Annotated in this window: 20 protein-coding genes; 11 read left to right on the top strand and 9 right to left on the bottom strand. The window is 69.5% G+C overall.

Going from position 1 to position 21,482, the window contains the following annotated elements:
• Positions 1-6: 6 nt before the first annotated feature.
• Complete coding sequence (locus ACI3KT_RS01490) at positions 7-186, bottom strand: PspC domain-containing protein (RefSeq protein ID WP_404902089.1); 180 nt, start codon at positions 184-186, stop codon at positions 7-9.
• 173 nt (positions 187-359) lie between these two features.
• On the opposite strand from ACI3KT_RS01490, the gene ACI3KT_RS01495 reads away from it, so the two are divergent.
• Genes ACI3KT_RS01495 through ACI3KT_RS01505 form a run of 3 tightly spaced genes read left to right on the top strand, consistent with a single transcriptional unit; the run spans position 360 to position 2,137 of the window.
• Positions 360-770, top strand: coding sequence for a DUF6157 family protein (locus ACI3KT_RS01495; RefSeq protein ID WP_404902091.1), 411 nt, complete (start codon positions 360-362; stop codon positions 768-770).
• Positions 771-800: 30 nt separating this feature from the next.
• Complete coding sequence (locus tag ACI3KT_RS01500) at positions 801-1,397, top strand: RNA polymerase sigma factor (protein WP_404902093.1); 597 nt, start codon at positions 801-803, stop codon at positions 1,395-1,397.
• Positions 1,394-2,137: a hypothetical protein gene (locus ACI3KT_RS01505; protein ID WP_404902096.1), complete on the top strand. Its 744-nt coding sequence runs from the start codon at positions 1,394-1,396 to the stop codon at positions 2,135-2,137. The genes ACI3KT_RS01500 and ACI3KT_RS01505 overlap by 4 nt, the downstream gene beginning before the upstream one ends.
• Before the next feature lie 51 nt (positions 2,138-2,188).
• On the opposite strand, the gene ACI3KT_RS01510 is transcribed toward ACI3KT_RS01505, so the two are convergent.
• From ACI3KT_RS01510 to ACI3KT_RS01525, 4 genes are read right to left on the bottom strand one after another with little or no spacing between them, the layout of a single operon-like run.
• Positions 2,189-3,511 carry a CHAT domain-containing protein gene (locus tag ACI3KT_RS01510; protein ID WP_404902098.1) on the bottom strand — a complete coding sequence of 441 codons (1,323 nt, stop codon included), beginning with the start codon at positions 3,509-3,511 and terminating at the stop codon, positions 2,189-2,191.
• Complete coding sequence (locus tag ACI3KT_RS01515) at positions 3,505-5,124, bottom strand: hypothetical protein (protein ID WP_404902099.1); 1,620 nt, start codon at positions 5,122-5,124, stop codon at positions 3,505-3,507. Before ACI3KT_RS01515 ends, ACI3KT_RS01510 begins: the two co-directional genes overlap by 7 nt.
• Positions 5,121-6,194 carry a hypothetical protein gene (locus ACI3KT_RS01520; RefSeq protein WP_404902102.1) on the bottom strand — a complete coding sequence of 358 codons (1,074 nt, stop codon included), beginning with the start codon at positions 6,192-6,194 and terminating at the stop codon, positions 5,121-5,123. The genes ACI3KT_RS01515 and ACI3KT_RS01520 overlap by 4 nt, the downstream gene beginning before the upstream one ends.
• Positions 6,191-7,510 carry a hypothetical protein gene (locus tag ACI3KT_RS01525; protein WP_404902104.1) on the bottom strand — a complete coding sequence of 440 codons (1,320 nt, stop codon included), beginning with the start codon at positions 7,508-7,510 and terminating at the stop codon, positions 6,191-6,193. The genes ACI3KT_RS01520 and ACI3KT_RS01525 overlap by 4 nt, the downstream gene beginning before the upstream one ends.
• A gap of 80 nt (positions 7,511-7,590) precedes the next feature.
• On the opposite strand from ACI3KT_RS01525, the gene ACI3KT_RS01530 reads away from it, so the two are divergent.
• Positions 7,591-8,883: a PA2928 family protein gene (locus ACI3KT_RS01530; RefSeq protein ID WP_404902106.1), complete on the top strand. Its 1,293-nt coding sequence runs from the start codon at positions 7,591-7,593 to the stop codon at positions 8,881-8,883.
• Between the two features lie 91 nt (positions 8,884-8,974).
• Here ACI3KT_RS01530 and ACI3KT_RS01535 read toward each other — a convergent pair whose 3' ends face one another.
• The gene (locus tag ACI3KT_RS01535; RefSeq protein WP_404902109.1) at positions 8,975-10,636 is read right to left on the bottom strand and encodes an ABC-F family ATP-binding cassette domain-containing protein; all 1,662 of its coding nucleotides are present in this window, start codon (positions 10,634-10,636) and stop codon (positions 8,975-8,977) included.
• A gap of 279 nt (positions 10,637-10,915) precedes the next feature.
• On the opposite strand from ACI3KT_RS01535, the gene ACI3KT_RS01540 reads away from it, so the two are divergent.
• On the top strand, positions 10,916-11,176 hold the full coding sequence (locus ACI3KT_RS01540; protein ID WP_292904090.1) for a hypothetical protein: 261 nt from the start codon (positions 10,916-10,918) through the stop codon (positions 11,174-11,176).
• Between the two features lie 66 nt (positions 11,177-11,242).
• Positions 11,243-12,514: an endonuclease/exonuclease/phosphatase family protein gene (locus tag ACI3KT_RS01545; RefSeq protein ID WP_404902111.1), complete on the top strand. Its 1,272-nt coding sequence runs from the start codon at positions 11,243-11,245 to the stop codon at positions 12,512-12,514.
• Between the two features lie 6 nt (positions 12,515-12,520).
• On the opposite strand, the gene ACI3KT_RS01550 is transcribed toward ACI3KT_RS01545, so the two are convergent.
• Positions 12,521-13,168, bottom strand: coding sequence for an alpha/beta hydrolase (locus ACI3KT_RS01550; RefSeq protein ID WP_404902112.1), 648 nt, complete (start codon positions 13,166-13,168; stop codon positions 12,521-12,523).
• 29 nt (positions 13,169-13,197) lie between these two features.
• Here ACI3KT_RS01550 and ACI3KT_RS01555 point away from each other — a divergent pair, with 29 nt between their 5' ends.
• The 3 genes from ACI3KT_RS01555 (at position 13,198) to ACI3KT_RS01565 (ending at position 16,826) form a co-directional block, all read left to right on the top strand.
• Complete coding sequence (locus ACI3KT_RS01555) at positions 13,198-13,800, top strand: NUDIX hydrolase family protein (RefSeq protein WP_292904084.1); 603 nt, start codon at positions 13,198-13,200, stop codon at positions 13,798-13,800.
• Positions 13,801-13,998: 198 nt separating this feature from the next.
• Positions 13,999-16,317, top strand: coding sequence for an Ig-like domain-containing protein (locus ACI3KT_RS01560; RefSeq protein WP_404902115.1), 2,319 nt, complete (start codon positions 13,999-14,001; stop codon positions 16,315-16,317).
• An 80-nt stretch (positions 16,318-16,397) separates the two neighbouring features.
• Positions 16,398-16,826, top strand: coding sequence for a hypothetical protein (locus ACI3KT_RS01565; protein WP_404902118.1), 429 nt, complete (start codon positions 16,398-16,400; stop codon positions 16,824-16,826).
• 12 nt (positions 16,827-16,838) lie between these two features.
• Here ACI3KT_RS01565 and ACI3KT_RS01570 read toward each other — a convergent pair whose 3' ends face one another.
• Positions 16,839-17,906 (bottom strand): threonine aldolase family protein, encoded by a 1,068-nt coding sequence (locus ACI3KT_RS01570; RefSeq protein ID WP_404902121.1) that lies wholly within the window; start codon positions 17,904-17,906, stop codon positions 16,839-16,841.
• A gap of 86 nt (positions 17,907-17,992) precedes the next feature.
• On the opposite strand from ACI3KT_RS01570, the gene ACI3KT_RS01575 reads away from it, so the two are divergent.
• A complete protein-coding gene (locus ACI3KT_RS01575; RefSeq protein WP_404902123.1) occupies positions 17,993-19,459 on the top strand; it encodes an MFS transporter in 1,467 nt (488 codons plus the stop codon).
• Positions 19,460-20,014: 555 nt separating this feature from the next.
• On the opposite strand, the gene ACI3KT_RS01580 is transcribed toward ACI3KT_RS01575, so the two are convergent.
• Complete coding sequence (locus ACI3KT_RS01580) at positions 20,015-20,413, bottom strand: VOC family protein (RefSeq protein WP_307298721.1); 399 nt, start codon at positions 20,411-20,413, stop codon at positions 20,015-20,017.
• Positions 20,414-20,515: 102 nt separating this feature from the next.
• Here ACI3KT_RS01580 and ACI3KT_RS01585 point away from each other — a divergent pair, with 102 nt between their 5' ends.
• A complete protein-coding gene (locus ACI3KT_RS01585; RefSeq protein WP_404902125.1) occupies positions 20,516-21,475 on the top strand; it encodes a helix-turn-helix transcriptional regulator in 960 nt (319 codons plus the stop codon).
• Positions 21,476-21,482: the final 7 nt, after the last annotated feature.

The raw sequence follows: 21,482 nt of genomic DNA on the forward strand, positions 1-21,482 counted from the left end.
CTCGGTTCACTCGTTCGGGATGACGACCCAGAGCAGCACGTAGGCCCACAGCGAGAGTCCGGCGAACAGCACCAGGATCACGCTGAGCAGTCGGACGGTGGAGGCCTTCATGCCGAAGCGCCGGGCGACAGCCGAGCAGACACCGGCGATGACGCGGTCCTTCCGCGGGCGCACGAGAGGGTTCATGACTCCATCCTGCCCCTGGTGGGCCGTCCCGATGACTCACTCTGTCGGAAGGAAGGGGCGAGTTCCCGGCGTGTCCCTCCCGATCCACCCGACGAACGTGAAACCTCCCGACAAAGCGCCGGATCCGGCAGGGCGGTGTGCCGGATGCCGGTGGGATGCGGGATGCTGGGCGCATGGCGCTGCACACGACGAACTACCTTGCGACGTTCAGCGAGGTCGCTGAAGACTGCCCCGCAGCCCACGCTGTCGAACCGCCGATCACTGAGAATCCGACGATCGCCGCCCTGCACTATCGACTGATCTCGGAACGCCCTTTCGCCCGCACCTCGGATGACGTGATCTTCGAGACCCACGCGCTGCGTCACGGCATCCCTGTCGATGATGCAGCCGCGCGAGAGGAGTTCTTCTCGAAAGGACAGGCCTGCCTGCGCTCCTCTCCTCTGGGCAAGCGCTACGGCTGGGGCATCGTGCACGACACCGAGGGACGTGTCGCCCTGGTTCCGCGGGAATCGGAGGAGTACGCGGCGCTTGCCGCCGATCCCACGCTCGCGCACACGAGGGCGATGCGATCCAAGCGTCTGTGACACTTCCGCACCTGCCGGACATCACCGGGTATGAGTGAAGAGAACGACGAAGCCGAGATCTGGCAGAGAGCGTGCGCCGACAGCGGCGACGCCTTCGCCGAGCTCTTCCGCCGCCATCGAGACAGTGTCTTCCGTCGGGCGAGCGCGCTCGTCGACCGACTCCAGGATGCCGAGGATGCCACCGCGATCGCCTTCTTCGAGCTGTGGAGGCGTCGCAAGGCGGTGACGCTCGTCGACGGCACGGTGTTGCCGTGGCTGCTCGTCACGGTCGCTAACACGGCACGCAATCAGAGACGGAGCGGTCTGCGCTATCGACGTCTGCTCGCGACGATGCCGCGCGAGGAGGTGGCACCAGATGCGGAGCAGGAGGCCGTGTCGATCATCGAGGCGGAGGTGCTCGGTGTCCGACTTCGGGAGGCGTTGGCTCGTCTCGATGCGAAGGATGCCGCGCTGCTGACCCTCACCGCGCTCGACGGGCTGAGCGTCGCCGACGCCGCACCCCTGCTCGGGCTCAGTCCTGGCGCCGCCCGCACGCGGCTCATGCGCGCACGCCGTCGGCTGCAGAGCGACCTCGGTTCGCATTCACCGCATCTCACCTGGTTCCTCGCCGAAGGAGAACGAGCATGAACACCACCACGATCAATCGCACGTTCGCAGCCGCCGTCGAGCGTGAGCTCGCCGCGATCGGCACCGCCCGCAGCCGGTTGCGACGCCACCAGCGTCGAACCCGCACAGCGACGATCGCCATCGGATCCCTCGCGCTCGTCGGCGCGCTCACCGGCGCCGCCGTCGTCGTGAGCGGGCTGCCGGGGGAGACGACCGTGACTCCGTTCGAGACGGTCGTCACCGGCAGCTACACGGGGACGGGCGAGATCGAACTGGGACCGGTGCCCGAGGGAGCAGACCGCGTGATCCTCGACGTCACCTGCTCCGAAGGCGGGAAGATCGAGGTTCCGCTCCGTGCGCCCACCGGTGGCGATGACCGCGTCACATGGAACTGTTCCGATCCGGTCCGCAAGAATCTGACGACGCATATCAATGACGGCCGTCTTCCCGGCGGTGACAGCACATCGATCACAGTGATCGCCGACCCGGGTACGCCGTGGTCAGTCACCGCCAGGTACGGAGGTTCGGAGACGACGGAGTGGGGGACGAACGTAAACGATGAGACTTACGGAGTGCCGAACGACAACGGCATTCCCGACCTCTCTGCCGCGTACGCCACGAATGGGAAGGTCGGCTACATCCGACAGAGTGAGTTCTGGAGCATCGAAGGCTGCATCAATGTCTACCTGTCGGACGGCACCACGGTGATCGGCCTCTTCCCGAACGGCGCAGCTGAAGGAGAGTGCGATCCCGCGCGGTGACACACCAGCAGGAACGCCGGCAGTCTCGGGCGGACCTACAACCAGCCGGTGTCAGAGCCGCACCGGCTCCGGAGCCCAGGCCGTCGCGAAAGCGCCCCACATGATCGGGGAGTGACGCGGGTCTCCGGTCGACGTCCACAGTCTGCGCTGATCGCGTTGCCACGCGCCCAGCGCGCTGATCGGGTCGTCCGACTCGTGAGCGGCATTCACCGCGATGACGGCATCCGTCAGCATCCCCTCGGCCCGATCGCCGAGACCAGGGACGAGACGGCGCAGTCCCGCTTCGGTGGGCAGGGTCCAACGAGTGGCCGTGACGTACTCGGCGCCGCGGTGCAGGAACGCCGCGACGAGCCCGGTGGGCTCTGCGAAACGCAGATCGGTGCCCGAATCACAGGCGATCAGCGCCACCCTGTTCGGAGCGCGCAGCGGTGGGAGGCCCGCTCCGCCCAGCGCGATCTCGGCGGCGGAGTACGGACGGTGCGATCCGACGGGAGGGGTCGTGCCGGGGGCGTCCGCACCGTCGGACAGATGCAGCCGCGCGTCGAGAGCGTGCGTCGAGGCGGTGACGTGCCCGACGTACAGAAGCCGCCCCGCATCCGCGACCGCCTCAGCCAGCGCGAGTCGGTCGATGTCCGCCCGGCGGAATGCCTCGCCGCGTGGCAGGCGCCGCGTGCCGAGGTCGTCGACGGCCCGCGCGAGGCTCGAATCGGCCGCGACCTCGCCGAGCACGCTTCCCAGTTCGCTCGTGGCCGAGAAGCCGGGAACCGCCGGGTCCAGCGCGGTCGCCACGGGTGACAGGGGCGACCACGGCGACACCGTCCTCGACGGATCGTTGCGCAGGGTGGCAGGCAGCAGAACGGATGCATCGGCCATGTCGATGCCGCGCTCTCGGCCCGACGTGCTCAGCAGCTCCCACGGCAGCTGCGCGGTCGACGGCGACAGCTGGATGCGCAGGTGGGGGCGCAGTCCGGCCGTTTCGAGCGCATCGAGCTCCGCGCCCAGCCACTGCGGGATCAGCGCCGAGGTGAGCAGGCCGGCGAGCTCCTGCTCGCGATCCGGGTCGACGAGGTCGCCACGCGTGAGAGCCCTGGTCAGCGCGTCGATCCCGCTCTCGCCCGGCAGCGGCGAGGGCAGCGCTCTGGCGAGCCGATGGAGTGCCGGCGTCACGAGCTCCCGTCCGATCAGGGTCATCCTCGGCGAGCTGCGCTGATGCTCCCAGACCCAGCTGACGAACAGGTCGTCCCCGTCGACGAAGCGCAGCCGGGCGACGGGGCGCTGCCCCTCCGGCAGGTCGACCAGCACCGCTGCTCCTTCGGTGCGGGCCAGGGGCAACGGCGCACCGAGGTCGGTGAGATCGCGCCAGCCGTTCACCACGCCGGCACCGTCGTCTCGGTGCGCAGAGGGATGCCGTACTCGGCCTCGGCCGTGCGGATCCATTCGTCGAGCACCGGCTCGCCGCCGGGCACGGCGACGACCCGCGGTGGCGGGGCGAAGCGGACGGACGCCGTGCCTTCGCCACCGACCAGCCCCGCGGCGGCCGCGGGGAGCTCATCGCGCTCCCACACGTCATCACGAGGGCCGCTCGGACGCTCGAAGGGGAGGATCACGGCGGTGTCTGCCGCGGCACTCGCCTGCAGGGTCACGGAGGCTGCAGCGTTCTCGACGAGCTGGAAGAGCAGCGCCGAGTCGCCGAGCGTGCGTGCGAGACGGAACGCGAGCTCTCGCGCAGGGGCGGCCACCTGCAGGCTCCAGCGCTCGCGGGTGCCCCCGGGCGCTAATCCGTCGCGCAGTGCCTCAGTGACGAGCAGCACGGGGATCGCGAGATCCCGTGCCTTCTCGAGGCGGGCGCGTCGTGAGTGAGGGGTGATCGACATCGACGCCCACTCGGCGTGCATCTCGGCGCGGCGCAGGTTGATCCTGCCGCGGTCGCGCGGTGATCGGGCGAGGTCGAGGGCGGCCCTGTAGGCGTCGTCGGCCGCCGGGTAGCGATTGCGCGTCGACTCGGCGTCGCCCAGGAACGAGTACGCCTCGAGTCGCTCGTGCACGGCCGCATCCGGATCGAGTTCGTCCAGCAGGGTGCGCAGCGCTTTCGCCGCGGCTCCTGCCCGTCCCGACTGCAGCAGCACCGCCGCGAGGCCCGTCCTGCTCGCGGCGAGCCGCGTCGTGAGACTGATCTGCTGCGCGAGCTCTGCGGCCTTGCGGAAGCCCTCCTCCGCCTCTCGCATGCGCCCCTCTTGCAGGGCCGCGCGAGCGAGGTTCTCCACCGCATGCTGGCGGCTGGTGGCATCGCCGGAGAGCTCCTGCGCGCGATGCGCGAGCTGCAGGTACTCGCGCGCCGCCTCGTCGTCTCCGGTGCGCTGTGCGATCACGCCGAGGTTCGCGTATGCGTGTCCGGAGAGAGCAGGACCGACGGGTAGCGCGACCGCGAGCGCGCGCTGAGCCTCGTCGTCCGCCTCTTGCAGTCGCCCGGTCACGATCAGCACCGCGGTGCGCGCGTTGTGCACGGAGAACTGGAGGAGCTCGCGCTGGTCGAGGCCCTCGGAGTCCAGCAGCGCTTCGGCGTCGTCGATGCCGGCGAGGGCGTCGTCCAAACGATCCATCTGCGTCAGCGTCTGCGCCCTCGCGAGCATCCCGTTGAGCTGCACGGTGCGTGTGGCCCGCTCGTCGCCGATCAGCTCGAGAGCCTCGGATGCTGCGGCGAGGCCTTCATCGGCGGTGCGCAGAGCCTCGACCAGATCGCCTCGGAACTCGTGCGCCGCCGCGAGGTTCAGCAGCGCCCTGGCGCGCATGTCCAGCCCCTCGCCGTCGACGTCGGCGACGCGTGTGAGCGCCACGACCTCGCCGAGCAGGGCAGCGGCCTCGTCCACGCGCCCGGCGTGCAGCATCATCGCCGCTTCGTTGTTCTTGTCGCGTCCAGGCTTCCATCGCGGCGTCGCCGGGATGCGACCGAGCACGGCGCTCGGGGGCCGTTCCTCAGGAGACGTCACCGCCGGGCTCCGGCCGTGCGCTCTGCCAGCGATGCCGCGGGCGAGAGCAGCCGCGTGGCCGCGAAGGAGAGCACCCGTTCGCGAGCGTCGTGCGGATCGGAGGCACCGTCGTCTTCGGGACTCAGAACCGGGTCGCGTACCCAGAGCGTGTGCTCGGCCGAAGGGAGGAACAGAGCGGATGCGGGGACCTCGGCCTCTCCCTGGAACAGCGTCGTCTCGCGCCGCAGCACCACCTCCACGCCGAGCTCCGCCGGACCGAATCGAGCGATCAGCGAGCGGCTTGCGAGCGGGGAATCGACGGCCGCCGCCTCGACGCGCAGCACAGCGGCGCCAGCACGCTGACGGATCACCCACCGAGCTTCGGCTTCGGCATCCACGGTCTGCGCTGGCACGTCGCTCCATCTCACCGTGGCGCGGCCGGACGCGATCTCGACCCCTTCCCGGACATCGTGGACTCCGCTCGCCGCGAGGGCCCAGTCCTCGCGGACAGCGACGGGCTCTGCGGATTCGAGCGCGACTCCGTAGTCCTCGGAGAGGTCCGTCAGCGTCGACAGCAGCCGTTCAGCCTCCGCGGCGAAGGCCGGAGGAAGGGCAGCCAGCGCCGAGGGGGCGTCCGCGGCATCCGCCAGCGCCCGCTCGATCGCCCGATCATCGTCGAGGAGGTGCTCGACATCGTGCGCGGTCACCGCCGCCTCGGCGGCCAGCAGCGCGGGGTCGAGGGCGGGAAACCGGGCTCCGGCAGGCCACCAGGCCCGCGCCCAGGCCAGATGCCCGAACCGGAGGACGGCGTCGACGATGGCCGGATCGCCGTGGCCGAGAGGCAGCGTCGCGTCGGCGCCCTGGCCGACGGCATCCGCCACGTCCTGCCCGTAGATCTCCGCGAGCCAGCCGGTCGCCGCGTGCAGGTCGTCGACATCCGCGTCCGGCAAGACGATGTGCTCCGTCGGATCCCAGTGCAGCAGCCCGCCAGCGACCTCGACGAGGGCGACGAGATACGGCATCCGATCGGGGAGAGCCTCGGACGAAGAGACGCGCACGGCGTCTCCCTGCACACGGATCTGCACGCTCATGCGGCCTCCGTCGCTTCCCGATTGTCGGCCCCGCGGGTCATGGCCGTCTTCAGGCGTTGGCGCTGATCCATCACGACCGACCGCAGCACGCCGTCGAGGAGATCCCACACGTCACGACCCTCGACGCGCTGATCGCGCAGCTCTCTGCCGTGCAGCCTCACCCAGAGCCGGCGCAGATAGCCGCGGCGCACGGCGCGCACGTCGTCGACGACGGCGGCCGGCACACCACTGAGATCGGCGGGCAGCCGCAGCGCCCGCCGCACGTAGGCCTCGCGGTGCCAGCGCGCCGCGAGCAGCCGGTGCGCCGCCGTCGGTCGCGCCGGGCCGTTCTCCTCGAGAGCGCTGCTCGCCTCTGCGCCCAGAAGCATCGCGACGCGGCCCTCCTCCTCGCCGAGCTGCCACACGCGCGCGGACCGGACGATCTCCTCGGAGAGCAGCCCCTCGGCGTCGACGGCGAGGTCCGGCGGCACTCCTCCGGAGAGCGCCGCGAAGAGGCGTTCGAAGATGGAGCGGTCGAACGGCAGGGGCAGGTCGCGCTTCGAGGCCGTCTCGCCGATCCGGGGCAGGGGAGGAAGCGGATGCCGGGTGAGCCCGAGTCCCTGTGCGATCCCCTCGTCGGCGAGTCCGGCGCCCGAGGCTGTTCCCGCCGCTTCGGCGACGAGGGCGTCGAACGCAGCGGAGCCTTCGCCGGTAGGACACTCGTCGAGCGCCGCGGCGACGGTCTCGGCCGGCGCCGGCGGCGGCATCGACGCCGGTCGCCGGCGCCAGGCGTCATCGAGTTCTCGGCCGAGATCCGCCGCGTGCTCCTCGTCTGCGAGCAGCTGACGCACTCGGGCGAGCAGGGAGCCGCCCGAGGCCTGAGCGATCTCCGACACGGCCCCGGCGGCCACGGCCACAGCATCCGCGGCGGGCGAGCCCGCGGTACGGGCAAGCTCGTAGCAGCGCTGGAAGTACTTCTCCTGCGGATTGCCGTCGGTGATGCGCAGCCGACGCCGCGCGGCTTTCAACTCGAGGAACCACGCGGCCGCCGCCGAGAGATCTGGGCCGGCTGCGCGGATGCGCTCCCGAAGCTCGACCGCGGCATCGTCCGTCAGCGTCCCGGCGGCGAGTCCCGGGTTCTGCAGAGGCCTGATCACCAGCGGATCGAGGATCAGCTTCGCCGTGCGGGCGAGGGGGCGCCCCGATCCGTTGCTCAGCGGGGCGACGGATGCCCCGAGCTCCATCCAGGCCTGCGCGATCACCTGAGCGCGCGGATGCCGCGCCCGGCCCGACTCCACGGCCGGCGCCTCGGGAGAGAGATCGGTGGGCGCGCTCATGACGGCCAGCCTATAGAGCGGTTGCGACGGTGCGCCGAAACCCGTGATCGGGAGAACGGCTGCGACGGGATGCTGACATCATGAACACGAACGAGTCGCGAGGGTACGTGCTGAACGGCAGCACGGTTCTTCCCCTGGGATCGACGCCGGTTCCGCCCCGGAAACCGCACGACCCGCACAAGGTGCGGCAGCGCATCCGATTCCGCTTTCTCGGCTTCCTGTTCGCCCCCGTGCTGATCGGCGGCCTGATCATCGTCGTGACGTCAGCGCTCGCGCCGCCGATGCGGGACCTGGAGATCCTGCCGGGAGCGGCGGTGATCAGCCTGGACGAGCAGGACGTGGCGATCGTCGTCTACGCCGACAACTCCCGCCCGGGATTCGGCGAGCCGATGTTCCAGCACCGAGCGGCGGCGATCCGGCTCTCCGACGGCGACACGCTCTGGGATCAGCGCCTGAACGACGACCTCGGCAGTGATGCCGCGGCACTCGCGGGCGACTCGACGTTCGTCTACGTCGCGACAGACGACGGGCTCGTGATCCTGGACGCGGTGACCGGCGGCATCGTCGCCGAGGGGACGGGCGTCGCAGGTATCGGGGCCGACGCGGTGCTCGCCGCATCTGCCTACGGCTTCGATGCCGAGTCGAACTCGGTCGTGGCTCTCACGGGCTCGGGTGCGGTGATGCAGATCCCCGTCGGCACGTCGGCGGCGGCTCCGGCGGATTCCGCTGTCGCGGGTCGCTGGCGCGGTGCGCTGAGTGCCACGGCGCTCCTCGACACCACCGCCCTCACGCGTCTCGTGGACACGGCACGGGGCGCGGATGGCACGACGGTCGAGATCGAGACGATCGCGGAGGCTGTGAGTCGTGACGCGCTCGTGATCACGTCGGCCGACGGCCGCACGATCCGTCGCACCGAGCTGGTCGATGCGGAGATACTCCCGGTCTCCGAGGCGTCGCCTCTGGGCGTGATGCTCGAGACAGGGCAGTTCATCGAGGGCGACTTCAGCGATGTCGACCACGACGACATCGAGGCGCTGCTCGAGGAGGCGAGAGCCCAGGCCTCTTCAGGAGAGGCGACGGCGTCGCCCGCAGGGTTCGGGTCGGGATACGTCCTCGTGCAGCACCGCGAATCGGTGAACGCCGATCGGAGGCTGGTGAGCAGCGTGTCGGTCGCGACGGGCGAGATCGTCGACACGGTCGAGATGGGGGCCGACGCTCTGCGGGCGGTCACGGGCCCGTCGGGGACGACGGCCGTGATCGTGGCCGAGCCGGACTCGTGGCAGCCCGACTCGCTCCGTGTGCTCGGATCCGACGGCTCCTTGCGCCACGTCGAGGTCGGGGCGGTGCCGTGGTGGGCAGTGCCGTTCGGGTGAGGCGCGGTCGGATGAAGGGGGAGGGCGCAGCCGGAGGAGGGGCTGCGCGGCCGGACCGGGAATCGATCCCGGTCCGGCCGCGCGGTGCCGGTCAGACAGCGCGGAGGGCCCCCTCGGCATCGATCTCGAGTGTGAGGTCGAGATCGAGCCGGGCGAGGAACGCGTCGTCGTGGCTCACGACGAGCACCGCTCCGCGGTAGGCCCGCAGCGCCTCGACGAGCTGATCGACGGTGTCGATGTCGAGGTTGTTGGTCGGCTCGTCGAGCACGACCAGATGCGGGGCCGGATCGCTCAGCAGCAGCTTCGCCAGGGCCACGCGGAAGCGCTCGCCGCCGGACAGGGCCGCCACCGGTCGCTCTGCGGTCGCGCCGCGGATGAGGAACCGCGCGAGCCGGTTGCGCAGTTCCTTCTCCGGCACCTGAGGTGCCGCATCCGAGATGTTCTCGAAGACGGTGCGGGCCTCGTCGAGGCCGTCGACGCGCTGCGGCAGGTAGCCGATCTGTGCGGTGTGCGCGACAGCATCCGTGCCGATCTCTCGGCCCTGAGCGCCCGGCTCGGTCGAATCCGCGGATTCGGTCCGATCCGGATGCTCTTCTCCGAGGGCGGCGCTCCCGACCAGCCGTTCGAGCAGCGTCGTCTTGCCGGCGCCGTTGCGCCCGATCAGTGCCACGCGCTCGGGACCCTGGACGACCCACGAGCGCTCGGCGTCGCCGATCGTCGCGATGCGGCGAGCCCGCGAGACGCCAGGATCCGGCAGCTCGATCTTCATCGAGGCGTCGGAGCGCACCCGGCGCCCCGCTTCGTCGAGGGCCGACCGTGCGGCGTCCTCCTTCGCCCCGACTTCGACGCGCAATCTGCCGGCCGAGACTTCCGCCGCCATCTTCCGTCCGTGTGCGACGATCTTCGGCACCCGCTTCTCGACCTCGGCCTTGTTCGCCATCCGCGCGCGGGTCGCGAGCTTTGACTCCGCCTCGATGCGCTGGCGCTTCTCCTTGCGGAGCACCTGCTTCGCGGCGATCTCGGCCTGCTTCGCGGCATCCTGCTCAGCATCGAGCCACGCCCGCCACTCCGAGTAGGGGCCGCCGAACACGCTCAGCTCGCTGCCGTACAGCTCTGCGGTGTCGTCCATGAGCTCGAGCAGCGACAGGTCGTGGCTGACCACGACGAGGGCGCCTCTCCACGACTCGACCATCGCCGCGAGCTTCGCGCGGGCATCGCGATCGAGGTTGTTCGTGGGCTCGTCGAGCAGGGTGATGGGTGCGCGGCGAAGACGGATGCCGGCGATCGCCACCAGCACGGCCTCACCGCCGGACAACTCCCCGACGCGGCGATCGAGGAAGTCGGGGGAGAGGCCGGCTTCCGCGAGGGACGCCTCGGCTCGCGCCTCGATGTCCCAATCGTCTCCCACGGCGTCGAAATGGCCGGGGTCCACGTCGCCGGCCTCGATCGCGCGGACAGCGTCGAGTGCCGGCGCGACCCCGAGGAGCTCGGCGACGCGTCGTTCGACGTCGAGGGTCAACCGCTGCGGCAGATAGGCGATCTCACCGGTCGCCGTGATGACTCCCGACGTCGGAGTGAGATCGCCGGCCATCAGGCGCAGCAGTGTGGACTTTCCGGCGCCGTTGCGTCCGACGAGCCCGGTGCGTCCGGTTCCGAACGATCCGGACACCTCGCTCAGCGCAGTCGATCCGTCGGGCCAGGTGAAGGTGAGGCGGTCGAGGACGACCGATGCGTGAAGGGTGGGTGATGACATGAGTGTCTCCTGTCGAGTGCGAGGGTGCACTGACACCGATCCCCCGGAGTATCGAGGGGTTCCCGGAACAGGGAGGGTGGCCGTGGAGTCGGCGATCGTCGGGTCAGCGCGCGAACAGAGGGGCGCGGAGGCGACGGATCAGATCAAAGGACTTCCAGACACGGCGGACAGGACTCCACGAGGCTACCCGTCCGGAGCGGAGCCTGCAACCCGGGCGTGTCGCGGATGATCCGCCTTGCGGGGGATACCCGCGAGACCTTCAGCACCTACCGTGGAGGCATGGCACACGACAACCCGAGCTCCGGCGAGATGATGCGGCGGGTGGGCTTCGGCACCGGGCTCTCGATCGGCATGGGAGTCGGCGTGGCGCTCGGTGTGGCACTCGACAACATGGCGCTGGGCATCGGCTTCGGCATCGCTCTCGGCACGGTCGTCATGATCGCCTTCGCCGTGGCGGCATCGCGACTCGCACAGGGTGGGCGGGAGCAGGAATCGGATGCCGCGCCGGCCGACGAACCTGACGATCGGTCCGCAGGCTGAGCCGACGGCATCCGATGCACCGAGATCGTTCACCCGGTCGTCACCTGCCGGGTCTAGCGTGGCTGCATGATCAGAACGCATCGCCGCGTGCGCACCGCCGGAATCGCCGCACTGCTCCTCACCGCGGCCGGGATGGCCGCGGCCGCCCCGGCGCTCGCCTCCTCTGCTCCGTCTGCCGGCAGCACCGGGGACACCGCGGGTGACGTGCGATTCGCCACGTTCAACGCCTCGCTCAACCGCGGAGCCGAGGGCGCCCTCGTCAGCGATCTGTCAGCGCCCGGCAACGCGCAGGCGGATGCCGTCGCCGAGATCATCCAGCGCGCGAACCCCGACGTGCTGCTCATCAACGAGTTCGACTACGTCGCCGGTGGCGAGGCGCTGCGCCTGTTCCAGGACAACTACCTCTCCGTGCCGCACGGAGACGCGGCGCCCGTCGAGTACCCCTATCGATACACCGCGCCCGTGAACACGGGAGTGCCCAGCGGTTTCGACCTCAATAACGACGGAAGGATCGGCGGAGGCGATGACGCCTGGGGATTCGGGCTCTTCCCCGGGCAGTACGGCATGGCCGTCTACTCCAAGCTGCCGATCGACGAGGCCGCGATCCGCACTTTCCAGAACTTCCGTTGGGCGGACATGCCGGGTGCGCTGCTGCCCGACGACCCCGCGACGGCTGCGTCGGGCGACTGGTACTCGCCCGACGAGCTCGAGCAGCTGCCGCTGTCGAGCAAGTCGCATTGGGATGTGCCGATCCGGGTCTCGAAGAACAAGACCGTGCACTTCCTCGTGTCGCATCCGACGCCGCCGACCTTCGACGGAGCCGAGGATCGCAACGGAAACCGCAATCACGACGAGATCCGGTTCTGGGCGGACTACGTCACCGGCGGCCGCACGGCGGCCTACATCGCCGACGACGCGGGGCGGACCGGAGGGCTGAAGGGCGGTTCGCTGTTCGTCATCGCGGGCGACCAGAACGCCGATCCGAACGACGGCGACTCGACAGCCGGCGCCATCCACCAGTTGCTCGAGAATCCGAGAATCAACACGGGCTCCGTGCCCACGAGCGTCGGCGCCCCAGAAGCGGCGGAACTCCAGGGCGGTGTGAACGCGGCCCATCTCGGTGACCCGAGACAGGACACCGCCGACTTCTCCGAGCCTCCCGGGAACCTGCGCGTGGACTATGTGCTGCCCAGTCGGCAGATCCGCATCCTCGACTCCGGTGTGTTCTGGCCCGCCTCCGGCGACCCGCTGTCGGCGTTGACCGGCACGTATCCGTTCCCGTCGAGCGATCACCGTCTGGTGTGGCTCGACGCGGACGTTCCGGGCGCCAGGCGCTGACTCCCCTCAGCCGGCCAGGCCGTCCAGCCACTTGGTGAGGAACTGCGTCACGTCGCGCAGCTCCTCCTCCGAAATGCTGTGCGTGAGGCCGGTGTAGACCCGACCCGAGAGATCGGAGTGGGCGGGCAGCCAGTCTGCCGTGTGGGCGATGAGCTCAGGGGGGATCACGTCGTCGTGCGTGCCGCGTCCCCAGAAGACCGCACGGCGAAGCTCCTGCAGTTCGGGATCGCGTGGGAGATCGCCAGGGGTGGCGTAGCCGCTGAGAACGATCGCGGCACTGATGCGCTCGGGCGCCAGCCGCAGAGCCTGCACCGACACCGCACCGCCCTGGGAGAAGCCGAGCAGGGCGATCTTCTCGGCTCCGGTCTGGTCGAGCCAGCGCAGCAACGCCTCGGCGGCGGCCGTCACGTGCGAGGCGTCGCGGCCGTCGAGTCCCTCGATCGGATACCAGGATCGGCCCGGCATCGGCCAAGGAGGGGAGAGGGGAGCGGCGACGGATGCCACGGCGATGCCCTCCGGCAGGTACGGGACGAGTCCGAACAGGTCGTTCTCGTCGGCGCCGTAACCGTGCAGCAGCACCAGCAGCGGCATCCGCTCCGTGGCCTGCGTCGACCAGAGCGTCGCGGTGTCGTCGATCGTCAGGTTCTCGCTCACTCCTCCATCCTGCCTGGTAGAAAGGACACATGGCGGTCCGCACACCTGATCCTGATCCCGAGCCCGATGACGACGGTCTCGCCGGTTACGCCGCGGCGACACCCGCGCCGGGATCGAATCCGGGCTGGCTGAGCGAGTTCGAGCTCGAGGAGGCACGGCGCCGCCTGCCGATGCTCTACGTCGAGGCGATCCCTGTGCGCACCGACGGCTCGGGCGTCGTGACCGAGATCGGCATCCTGCTGCGCTCCACACCGATGGGCGAGATGACCCGCACGATCGTCTCCGGTCGGGTGCGCTTCGGCGAGACGATCCGCGACGCCCTGTTCCGGCACGTCGAGAACGATCTCGGCCCCATGGCGTTCCCGCTGCTGCCGCCGCAGCCGCTGCCGTTCACGGTGGCCGAGTACTTCCCCATCCCCGGGGTCAGCGCCTATCACGACGACCGTCAGCATGCCGTGTCGCTCGCCTACGTCGTGCCGGTCACCGGCACGTGCGAGCCGCGTCAGGACGCTCTCGAGGTGACCTGGTTCACACCCGAGGAGGCGGGGTCGGATGCCGTCGCCGCCGAGATGGAAGGCGGCCGCGGGACTCTCATCCGGCAGGCGCTCGCGAACCTCGGGCTGCTGCGGTAGCAGTCTCTCAGCTCGCTCTTCCACGCCCCCTCTCGACCCGTCAGTCGGAGGGGGCGTCGTCGTCCGGGCCGGGCGTCCACGAAGGATGTACGTAGTTCCCACATGGGTTCTCCCTGGGCGTTCCCTATGAGTTCCCGTGGAATACGGTGATCGGCGGAACGCCCTTTTTCCCGCCTACGACCCATAGGACTCAACGACGTGAAGACAACACACCGCAAGTGGCTCGTGGCCACCTCAGCGGCTGTCGGCGCATGCGCGCTGGCACTCGGAGGAGCGGCCCTTCCGGCCGCCGCAGAAGACGGCTCGCTCTCGCTGCAGGAGAGCCCAGACAAGTACGAGCTCGCCGCGGCGTACTCCGACAACTCTGTCAAGGAACTCAAGAGCGCAGAGGCCGCCGGAGACATCAAGGTCGCCGACAACGGCTTCGTCCTGCAGATCGATGACGCCCGCGCCGAGATGAAGGCGTCGGCCTTCGCGCTTCCCGTCGCGCCGCTCGGCGCTCCCGTTCCCGGTGATCCCGGTGCGGGATCCCGCCCGGGTGCGCCCGTGACGGTCTACCTCGACTTCGATGGCGAGACTCTCCAAGGCACGCAGTGGAACGACGACTCCGAGATCGCGAGCCTCGCGTTCGCGCCGACCGGGGTGGCCAACGCGGCGTTCCGGGCGGACGTCTGGGCGGGCGTTGCTGAAGACTACGCCCCCTTCAACGTGAACGTCACCACCACGCGTCCGAGCGACGACAAGCTCTACAAGACGTCGGACGGCGACGCCGAGTACGGTGTGCACGTCATCGTCACCGACTCCTTCACCGACGTGCTCCCGGCGGCGGCGAACAGTTCGGGCCTGGCCTGGCTCCAGGGAGCCGGTTCGCAGTATCTGACCGGTGCGCTCGTCTTCACCTACGGTGCGACCGGTGGCAATCCGGCGGCGGCGACGGCGAAGGACATCGCCGACATCGCTTCGCACGAGGCCGGACACAACCTCGGTCTGGAACACGACGGCATCGCCGGCGAGGCGAGCGAGTACTACTCGCCCACCGCGGGAGTGTGGGGCCCGATCATGGGCTCGACGTATGAGGTTCCGCTCACCCAGTGGTCGAACGGCGACTACGCAGGCTCGACGAACAATCAGGACGACCTGGGCGAGATCACCAACCGCGGAGCGGCTGCCAATCCGTTCGCGTTCGTGGCGACTCCGGACGGTCAGCACTACTTCGGCGCTGTCTGCGTGCCTTCAGGTGTCGACCTCGACAACTTGAAGCCCGGGGACACCCTCTTCCTGCCGAACGGCGGGTCGTGCCAGGGCGAGCTCACGCCGCTCACGCTGAACTTCACGTACATCGACCGCGCCGACTACGCTGCCGACCAGGTCGGCAACGACGCGGCGGGTGCCGCCAACCTCGCGAACGACGGCACCTTCGAAGGCGCCGGCGTGATCGAGCGCACGGCCGACGTCGACGTCTTCAGCGTCGTCACCGCCGGCGGTCCGTTCACCGCCACGGTCGAGGTCGCTGACGTCAACCCGAACCTCGACGCCAAGCTGACGCTGACCGACGCTTCGGGTGCGGTCCTCGCTGAGAACGATGCTCCGACCACGCGCACCTCTATCGAGGTCGCGGCAGGCCTCGGCGCCTCGATCTCGACCACCGTTCCCGCGGGCACGTACTACCTCGCAGTCGACGGCGTCGGCTCGGGCAGCGGGGCGGGCGCGACTCCGACCAACGCGGGCGGCTACAGCGACTACGCGAGCCTCGGCAACTACACGCTCTCGGGAGCCGCGGCAGAGCTCGTCACCGAGGAGATCGTGATCGACACGCCGGCCAACGGCACCGTGGTCACCGGCGGCTCCGACGTCGAGGTCACCGGCACGGCGACGCCGAACGCGACCGTCACCCTCACGGTCGGCGGCGCAGTCGTCGGCACCGCGAACGCCGACGACACCGGGGCATGGACGGCCACCATCACCGCGAACGAGTTCGGCAACACCGACATCGTGGCATCGCAGAAGCTCGACGCCATCGAGATTCCCGGAACCGCCACGGTCACCGTCACGGCTCCGGTGGACGCTCCGGTGGTCAAGGCCCCGGCTGCCGGATCCACCACCGACGACGCGACTCCGGTCGTATCGGGCACCGGCATCGCCGGCGCGACCGTCACCATCACGGTGTCGAACGGCGCAGGCGTATCGGTCACGGCATCCGCTGTGGTCGACGCCGCCGGCAACTGGACGCTGACCCTCGGTCAGCTTCCCGCGGGCGCCTACACCGTCGTCGCGAACCAGGCGATCAACGGCGTCACGTCCGACGACGCAGAGGCGGTCGCCTTCACCATCACGCAGGCTCCGACCGGTCCTGGTGGCACCGGCGGCACCACCACCCCGGGTGGCAACCTCGCCACCACGGGTGGCGACCTCGGCGGAGTGACGATGTCGCTCCTGGTCGCCGGAGTGCTTCTCGCAGCGGGGGCATCGGTCGCCTTCGGCGTCCGCGCTCGCCGCAAGGTCTCGGTGGAGAGCTGATCTCACCGGACTGAGGATGGGGTGGGAGTCGCGAGAGCGGTTCCCACCCCATCCGCATATTGACAAGGTTGGATGCTGACATGGCAGAGAACGCAGCAGGATCCGAACGCCGCCCGGGAAAGCGGCGAGGGCCGCTGATCGCACTCTTCGCCGCTGCGACGATCGTCGTCGGTGCGGGGGCGTTCGCGATCTCTCAGCAGCCCGGTGCAGGACCGACGCCCACCGCGACATCGACGCCCACGACTGCTCGGACAGAGCAACCGGAGACGCCCGCACCGACGAACGAGGGAGATGACGGAGATGATGACGTGAAGCTGGGCAGCACGAATGTCCTCGACGAGCCGAAGAGCGGTCAGGAGGCGATCGACGCGCTCGGCGACAAGATCGACGTCGTCGCGGAGCGCAACGGGATGACCGTCGACGAGCTCACTCATCTGCTGCAGACCGACTCGACCGTGCACATCTCGGTCACGGGATCGATCTACTACCGCGACACGCACACCCCGTAAGGCGGAGAGCTCTCAGCCCTGCGTGAGGCGCGACAGCTCGGCGACGAACGCGTCGACGTCTTCCTCCTGGGTGTCGAAGCCGCACATCCAGCGGACCTCGTTGCGCGCGGCATCCCAGTCGTAGAAGCGGAACTTCTCGCGCAACCGGTCGGTCACACCGTCGGGGAGGGTCGCGAACACGCCGTTCGACTGCGTCGGCTGCGTGAAGGCGACGCCCGTGATCGAGCCGTCGGCGATGCCTGCGTCGATCTCGCCGCGCAGGCGCTGGGCCATCGCGTTCGCGTGCTGCGCGTTGCGCAGCCAGAGGTCGCCCTCGAGTAGCGCGATGAGTTGGGCCGACACGAAGCGCATCTTCGAGGAGAGCTGCATGTTGAATTTGCGGGAATAGATGAGGCCGTCGGACGCGGCGGGATTCAGCACGACGATCGCCTCACCCAGCATCGCGCCGTTCTTGGTGCCGCCGAAGCTGAGCACGTCGACACCGGCATCCGTCGTGAACGCCCGCAGCGGCAGGTCGAGGGCAGCCGCCGCATTCGAGATGCGCGCACCGTCGAGGTGCAGCTTCATGCCGTGCCCGTGCGCGTGGTCGGCGAGGGCCTTGATCTCTTCGGCCGTGTACAGGGTGCCGAGTTCGGTGGACTGCGTGATCGAGACGACCAGCGGCTGTGAGCGGTGCTCATCGCCCCAGCCCCAGGCTTCGCGGTCGACGAGCTCGGGGGTGAGCTTTCCGTCGTCGGTCGGCACGGCGAGCAGCTTGAAGCCGCCGATCTTCTCGGGGGCGCCGCCCTCGTCGACGTTGATGTGCGCGGTGGACGCCGCGATCACGGCTCCCCAGCGCGGCAGCATCGACTGCAGGCCGGTGACGTTGGCGCCGGTGCCGTTGAAGACCGGGAACGCCTGCGCGCCCTCACCGAAGTGCGACTGGAAGACCTCCTGCAGGCGCGCCGTGTAGGCGTCTTCCCCGTAGGCGACCTGGTGGCCACCGTTGGCGGCCGCGATCGCGGAGAGGACATCAGGGTGGATGCCGGAGTAGTTGTCGCTGGCGAATCCCCGGATCGCGGGGTCATGCTGAATGCTCACTGACCAAGTCTATTTGGGCTCGACGCCCGCGCGATCCGCCGGAACCGGCTCTACCGGATGTCGACGGCCCCGCCTACCCTCGAAGCATGCAGCGCACCGCAGCGAAGACGGCGTTCACGAACGTCCTCCTCAACACGCTCATCGCCAACGTGACGACGAGCTTCCTCTGGTTCGCCCTCACGTTCTGGGTGTACATCGAGACCCGGTCGGTGCTCGCGACCGGCATCATCGGCGGCGCGTACATGCTGTTCATCGCGTTCTTCGCCATGATCTTCGGCACCATCGTCGACCGTCACCGCAAGCACACCGTCATGCTGCTCTCGAGTGTCATCTCGGCCGCCGCGTTCCTCGTCGCGGGGCTCCTGTACCTCTGGCAGCCCGAGGCCGCGCTGCTCGACCTCGGGGGTCCGTGGTTCTGGCTCTTCGCCCTCGTGATCCTGTTCGGCGGCGTGATCGAGCAGCTGCGCAACATCGCGCTGTCGACCACGGTCACGCTGTTGGTCGAGGAAGACAAGCGCGCGAACGCGAACGGACTGGTCGGCACGGTGCAGGGGCTCGCGTTCCTGGTGACCAGCGTGTTCTCCGGCCTCTCGATCGGATTTCTCGGCATGGGCTGGACCCTCGCGATCGCGATCGCCGCGATGGCGCTGACCTTCGTGCACCTCCTGTTCATCCGCATCCCCGAGGGCGCGCCCGAACCCGACCCCACTGCGTCGAGCGCGCTCGACTTCCGAGGCAGCGTGAAGGCGATCAGGCTGGCGCCAGGGCTTTTCGCGCTGATCATCTTCTCGACGTTCAACAACCTCATCGGCGGCGTCTACATGGCGCTCATGGATCCCTACGGCCTCACTCTCTTCGACGCGCAGACATGGGGATTCGCGCTGGCCTTCGCCTCGACCGGATTCCTCATCGGCGGCGGGCTCGTGGCGAAGTTCGGGCTCGGAGCCAAACCGATGCGCACGCTGCTTCTCATCGTCATGGCGATGGGTCTGCTCGGCGCGGTGTTCATGCTGCGCGAGTGGTGGCCGCTGTACGTGATCGGCATGTGGATGTACATGGCTCTCGTGCCGCCCGCCGAGGCCGCGGAGCAGACGATCATCCAGAAAGTGGTGCCGTTCGACCGGCAGGGCCGCGTGTTCGGCGTCGCAGCCGCGATGGAGGCGGCGGCCGCTCCGGTCACCGCATTCCTCATCGCACCGATCGCAGAGTTCCTGATCATCCCGTACATGCGAACCCCGGAGGGCGACCGGCACTGGGGGTGGCTGCTGGGTGAGGGAGAAGCGCGCGGCATCGCACTGATCTGCCTGTTCGCCGGCCTGATCATGGTCGTCGCCGGCGGACTCGCCTTCCTGACCCGCTCATACCGCAAGCTCACCGACCTCTACGCGCACGCGCCCGCCCAAGAAGCGGGAGAGGGCGAGGTGGATGCAATTGCCTCGCCCTCCCTCGAGGCAGCGCCGTCTGGCGCCTCGGCGCCCATCGACCCGGTGTCGGCGCGTGGCGGCAGGGCGGGAGCGGACGGCATCGAGGCTCCCGGCGACGACCGCGCCTGATCGAGCGCGAGGAGGCGCTGCCACCAGGTCATCGGCACGCGCCGGATGCCGGCGAATCCGATCACGACGAGCGACAGGATGAGCCCCGCAGCCGAAACGCGCAGCGCGATCTTGGTCGACCACCATCCGATCAACGCGATGAGCAGCGCGACCACGGGTACGGCGACGGCTGACAGCGCGCCGAAGCTCGCGAAGACGGCGTGCGCGAATTCGCTGCGGGTCATGGTGCGCTCGGTCATGATCATGTGCGAGATGACGTCGGCGACGAGAACCGCGAGCAGGGTGCCCAGGGTCGTCACGGCGAGCGTCGTCAGTGCATCGGCCGCGGTGACCTCGTGCGATCCGAGTGCGAGCACCACGGCGAGGGCCACGAACGCCAGATAGATGCGCTCCTTGAGCCGGTCGCTCTGCGCGCGGCGGGAGATGGCCGGGGTCTCGGCGCTGTCGCTCATCGGACTCCTCGGTGTCGACGTGACTGGACGCCGCAGCATCCGTCGTCTCAGACTGCCACGATCTTCGTCGCCGTCGCCGTCGCCGTCGCCGTCGCCGTCGCCCTCAGCGCTCGAATCGCGACCTCGCCTCGGCGCCCGTCGGCGAGAAGAAGTTGATCAGGTTGCCATCCGGATCGCGGAACAGCAGAGAACGATTGCCCCATGGCATGTCAGCGGGGCCGCTGACGAACTCGGTCACGACCGACCGCAGAGACGACGCCGAGTGGTCGACGTCCTCGACGAGAAAGTCGAGCATCACGGAGCGGTTCGCCCCGGCCTCCGCGGCGTTCTCGCCGAGCAGAGGCACGGTGGCGGAGCTCGCGATGGCGAGGGTCGCGGATGCCGTGCGCAGCTCCGCGAACAGCGGATGCAGTCGAACCGCCTTCAGGGCGGTGATGCGCTCGTAGAAGTCCACCAGACGATCCACGTCGTCGGTGATGATGCGGGTGGCGGCAAGCTGCATGGTTTCTCTCCTTGTGATGTTCGGCCCGGGACCTCGAGCCCGTCAGAAGGCTAGGAAAGATACCGGGCTGATTCTGTCCGGTATTGCGAGATGATAGGACTCATGACGGGGACGACAGGCCGTGTGCTGCAGCTGCTCGAGCTGCTGCAGTCGAGCCAGACCCGCACGGTGGCCGAGCTCGCCGAGCGCCTCGGCGTGGGAGAGCGCACCGTCCGCCGCTACGTGACACAGCTGATCGATCTCGAGATTCCGATCGAGTCGGTGCGAGGGCGCTACGGCGGGTACCGCATCGCGCCCGGGTACCGCGTGCCACCGCTCATGCTCGAGGAGGGTGAAGCGGTCGCCGTCGCCCTGAGCCTGCTCCGCGCGCAGTCCACCGACGAGGGGGAGACGCTCCCGGCGCGGACCGCGCTCGCCAAGATCGTGCGGTCTCTGCCGCCTACGGCATCCCGGAGCCTGGATGCACTTCTCGCCGGCACCGTGGTTCGGGCGCCGGCCGCAGAAGACGTACCGGATGCGTCGATCCTGCTCACGGTCGCCGACGCGGTGCGCACGCGCCGAGCCCTCGACATCCGATACCGCAACGCTGCTGACGAGCCGTCGCGGCGAGTGCTGCACCCGTACGACCTGGTCGCCCGGAGCGGCCGCTGGTACGTCGTGGGACTCGACCTCGAGCGCGCCACCGAGCGAGTCTTCCGCGTCGACCGCATCCGCACCGCCCGTGCGCTGGTCGAGACGTTCCCCGCAGCCGCGCAGCCGCGGGATGCCGCTGCGCGGCTGGTCGAGGGCTTCGCTGATGCCGACTACCGGTGGCATGTCGTGCTGCGCATCCGGGCCGAGCACGAGGAGATCAGGCGACACCTGCCGGAGTCCGTCGCGAGGCTCACCCCTCTCGCCGGCGAGCAGGTGGGCTGGCACCGCGCGGACATCCGCGCCGAGAGGCTGGACTGGCTGCCTGCCGTGATCGCGGCTGTCGACGGCGCGACCGTGATCGAGGCCCCGGAGGAGTTGCGCGGCCGGGTGCGGACCGCAGCCGACCGCCTGCTCGCCGCCGGCGCGTGAGCGCGGG

The sequence above is a fragment of the Microbacterium sp. ZW T6_19 genome, from assembly GCF_044987465.1.
Classification (GTDB): domain Bacteria; phylum Actinomycetota; class Actinomycetes; order Actinomycetales; family Microbacteriaceae; genus Microbacterium; species Microbacterium natoriense_A.

Bases quoted from the DNA above. Each gene is read 5' to 3' on its own strand.
- ACI3KT_RS01505 (WP_404902096.1), top strand. From the start codon at position 1,394: ATGAACACCACCACGATCAATCGCACGTTCGCAGCCGCCGTCGAGCGT.
- ACI3KT_RS01575 (WP_404902123.1), top strand. From the start codon at position 17,993: ATGCAGCGCACCGCAGCGAAGACGGCGTTCACGAACGTCCTCCTCAAC.
- ACI3KT_RS01565 (WP_404902118.1), top strand. From the start codon at position 16,398: ATGGCAGAGAACGCAGCAGGATCCGAACGCCGCCCGGGAAAGCGGCGA.
- ACI3KT_RS01555 (WP_292904084.1), top strand. From the start codon at position 13,198: ATGGCGGTCCGCACACCTGATCCTGATCCCGAGCCCGATGACGACGGT.
- ACI3KT_RS01495 (WP_404902091.1), top strand. From the start codon at position 360: ATGGCGCTGCACACGACGAACTACCTTGCGACGTTCAGCGAGGTCGCT.
- ACI3KT_RS01500 (WP_404902093.1), top strand. From the start codon at position 801: ATGAGTGAAGAGAACGACGAAGCCGAGATCTGGCAGAGAGCGTGCGCC.
- ACI3KT_RS01585 (WP_404902125.1), top strand. From the start codon at position 20,516: ATGACGGGGACGACAGGCCGTGTGCTGCAGCTGCTCGAGCTGCTGCAG.
- ACI3KT_RS01490 (WP_404902089.1), bottom strand. From the start codon at position 186: ATGAACCCTCTCGTGCGCCCGCGGAAGGACCGCGTCATCGCCGGTGTC.
- ACI3KT_RS01520 (WP_404902102.1), bottom strand. From the start codon at position 6,194: ATGAGCGTGCAGATCCGTGTGCAGGGAGACGCCGTGCGCGTCTCTTCG.
- ACI3KT_RS01525 (WP_404902104.1), bottom strand. From the start codon at position 7,510: ATGAGCGCGCCCACCGATCTCTCTCCCGAGGCGCCGGCCGTGGAGTCG.
- ACI3KT_RS01580 (WP_307298721.1), bottom strand. From the start codon at position 20,413: ATGCAGCTTGCCGCCACCCGCATCATCACCGACGACGTGGATCGTCTG.
- ACI3KT_RS01530 (WP_404902106.1), top strand. From the start codon at position 7,591: ATGAACACGAACGAGTCGCGAGGGTACGTGCTGAACGGCAGCACGGTT.
- ACI3KT_RS01545 (WP_404902111.1), top strand. From the start codon at position 11,243: ATGATCAGAACGCATCGCCGCGTGCGCACCGCCGGAATCGCCGCACTG.
- ACI3KT_RS01535 (WP_404902109.1), bottom strand. From the start codon at position 10,636: ATGTCATCACCCACCCTTCACGCATCGGTCGTCCTCGACCGCCTCACC.
- ACI3KT_RS01540 (WP_292904090.1), top strand. From the start codon at position 10,916: ATGGCACACGACAACCCGAGCTCCGGCGAGATGATGCGGCGGGTGGGC.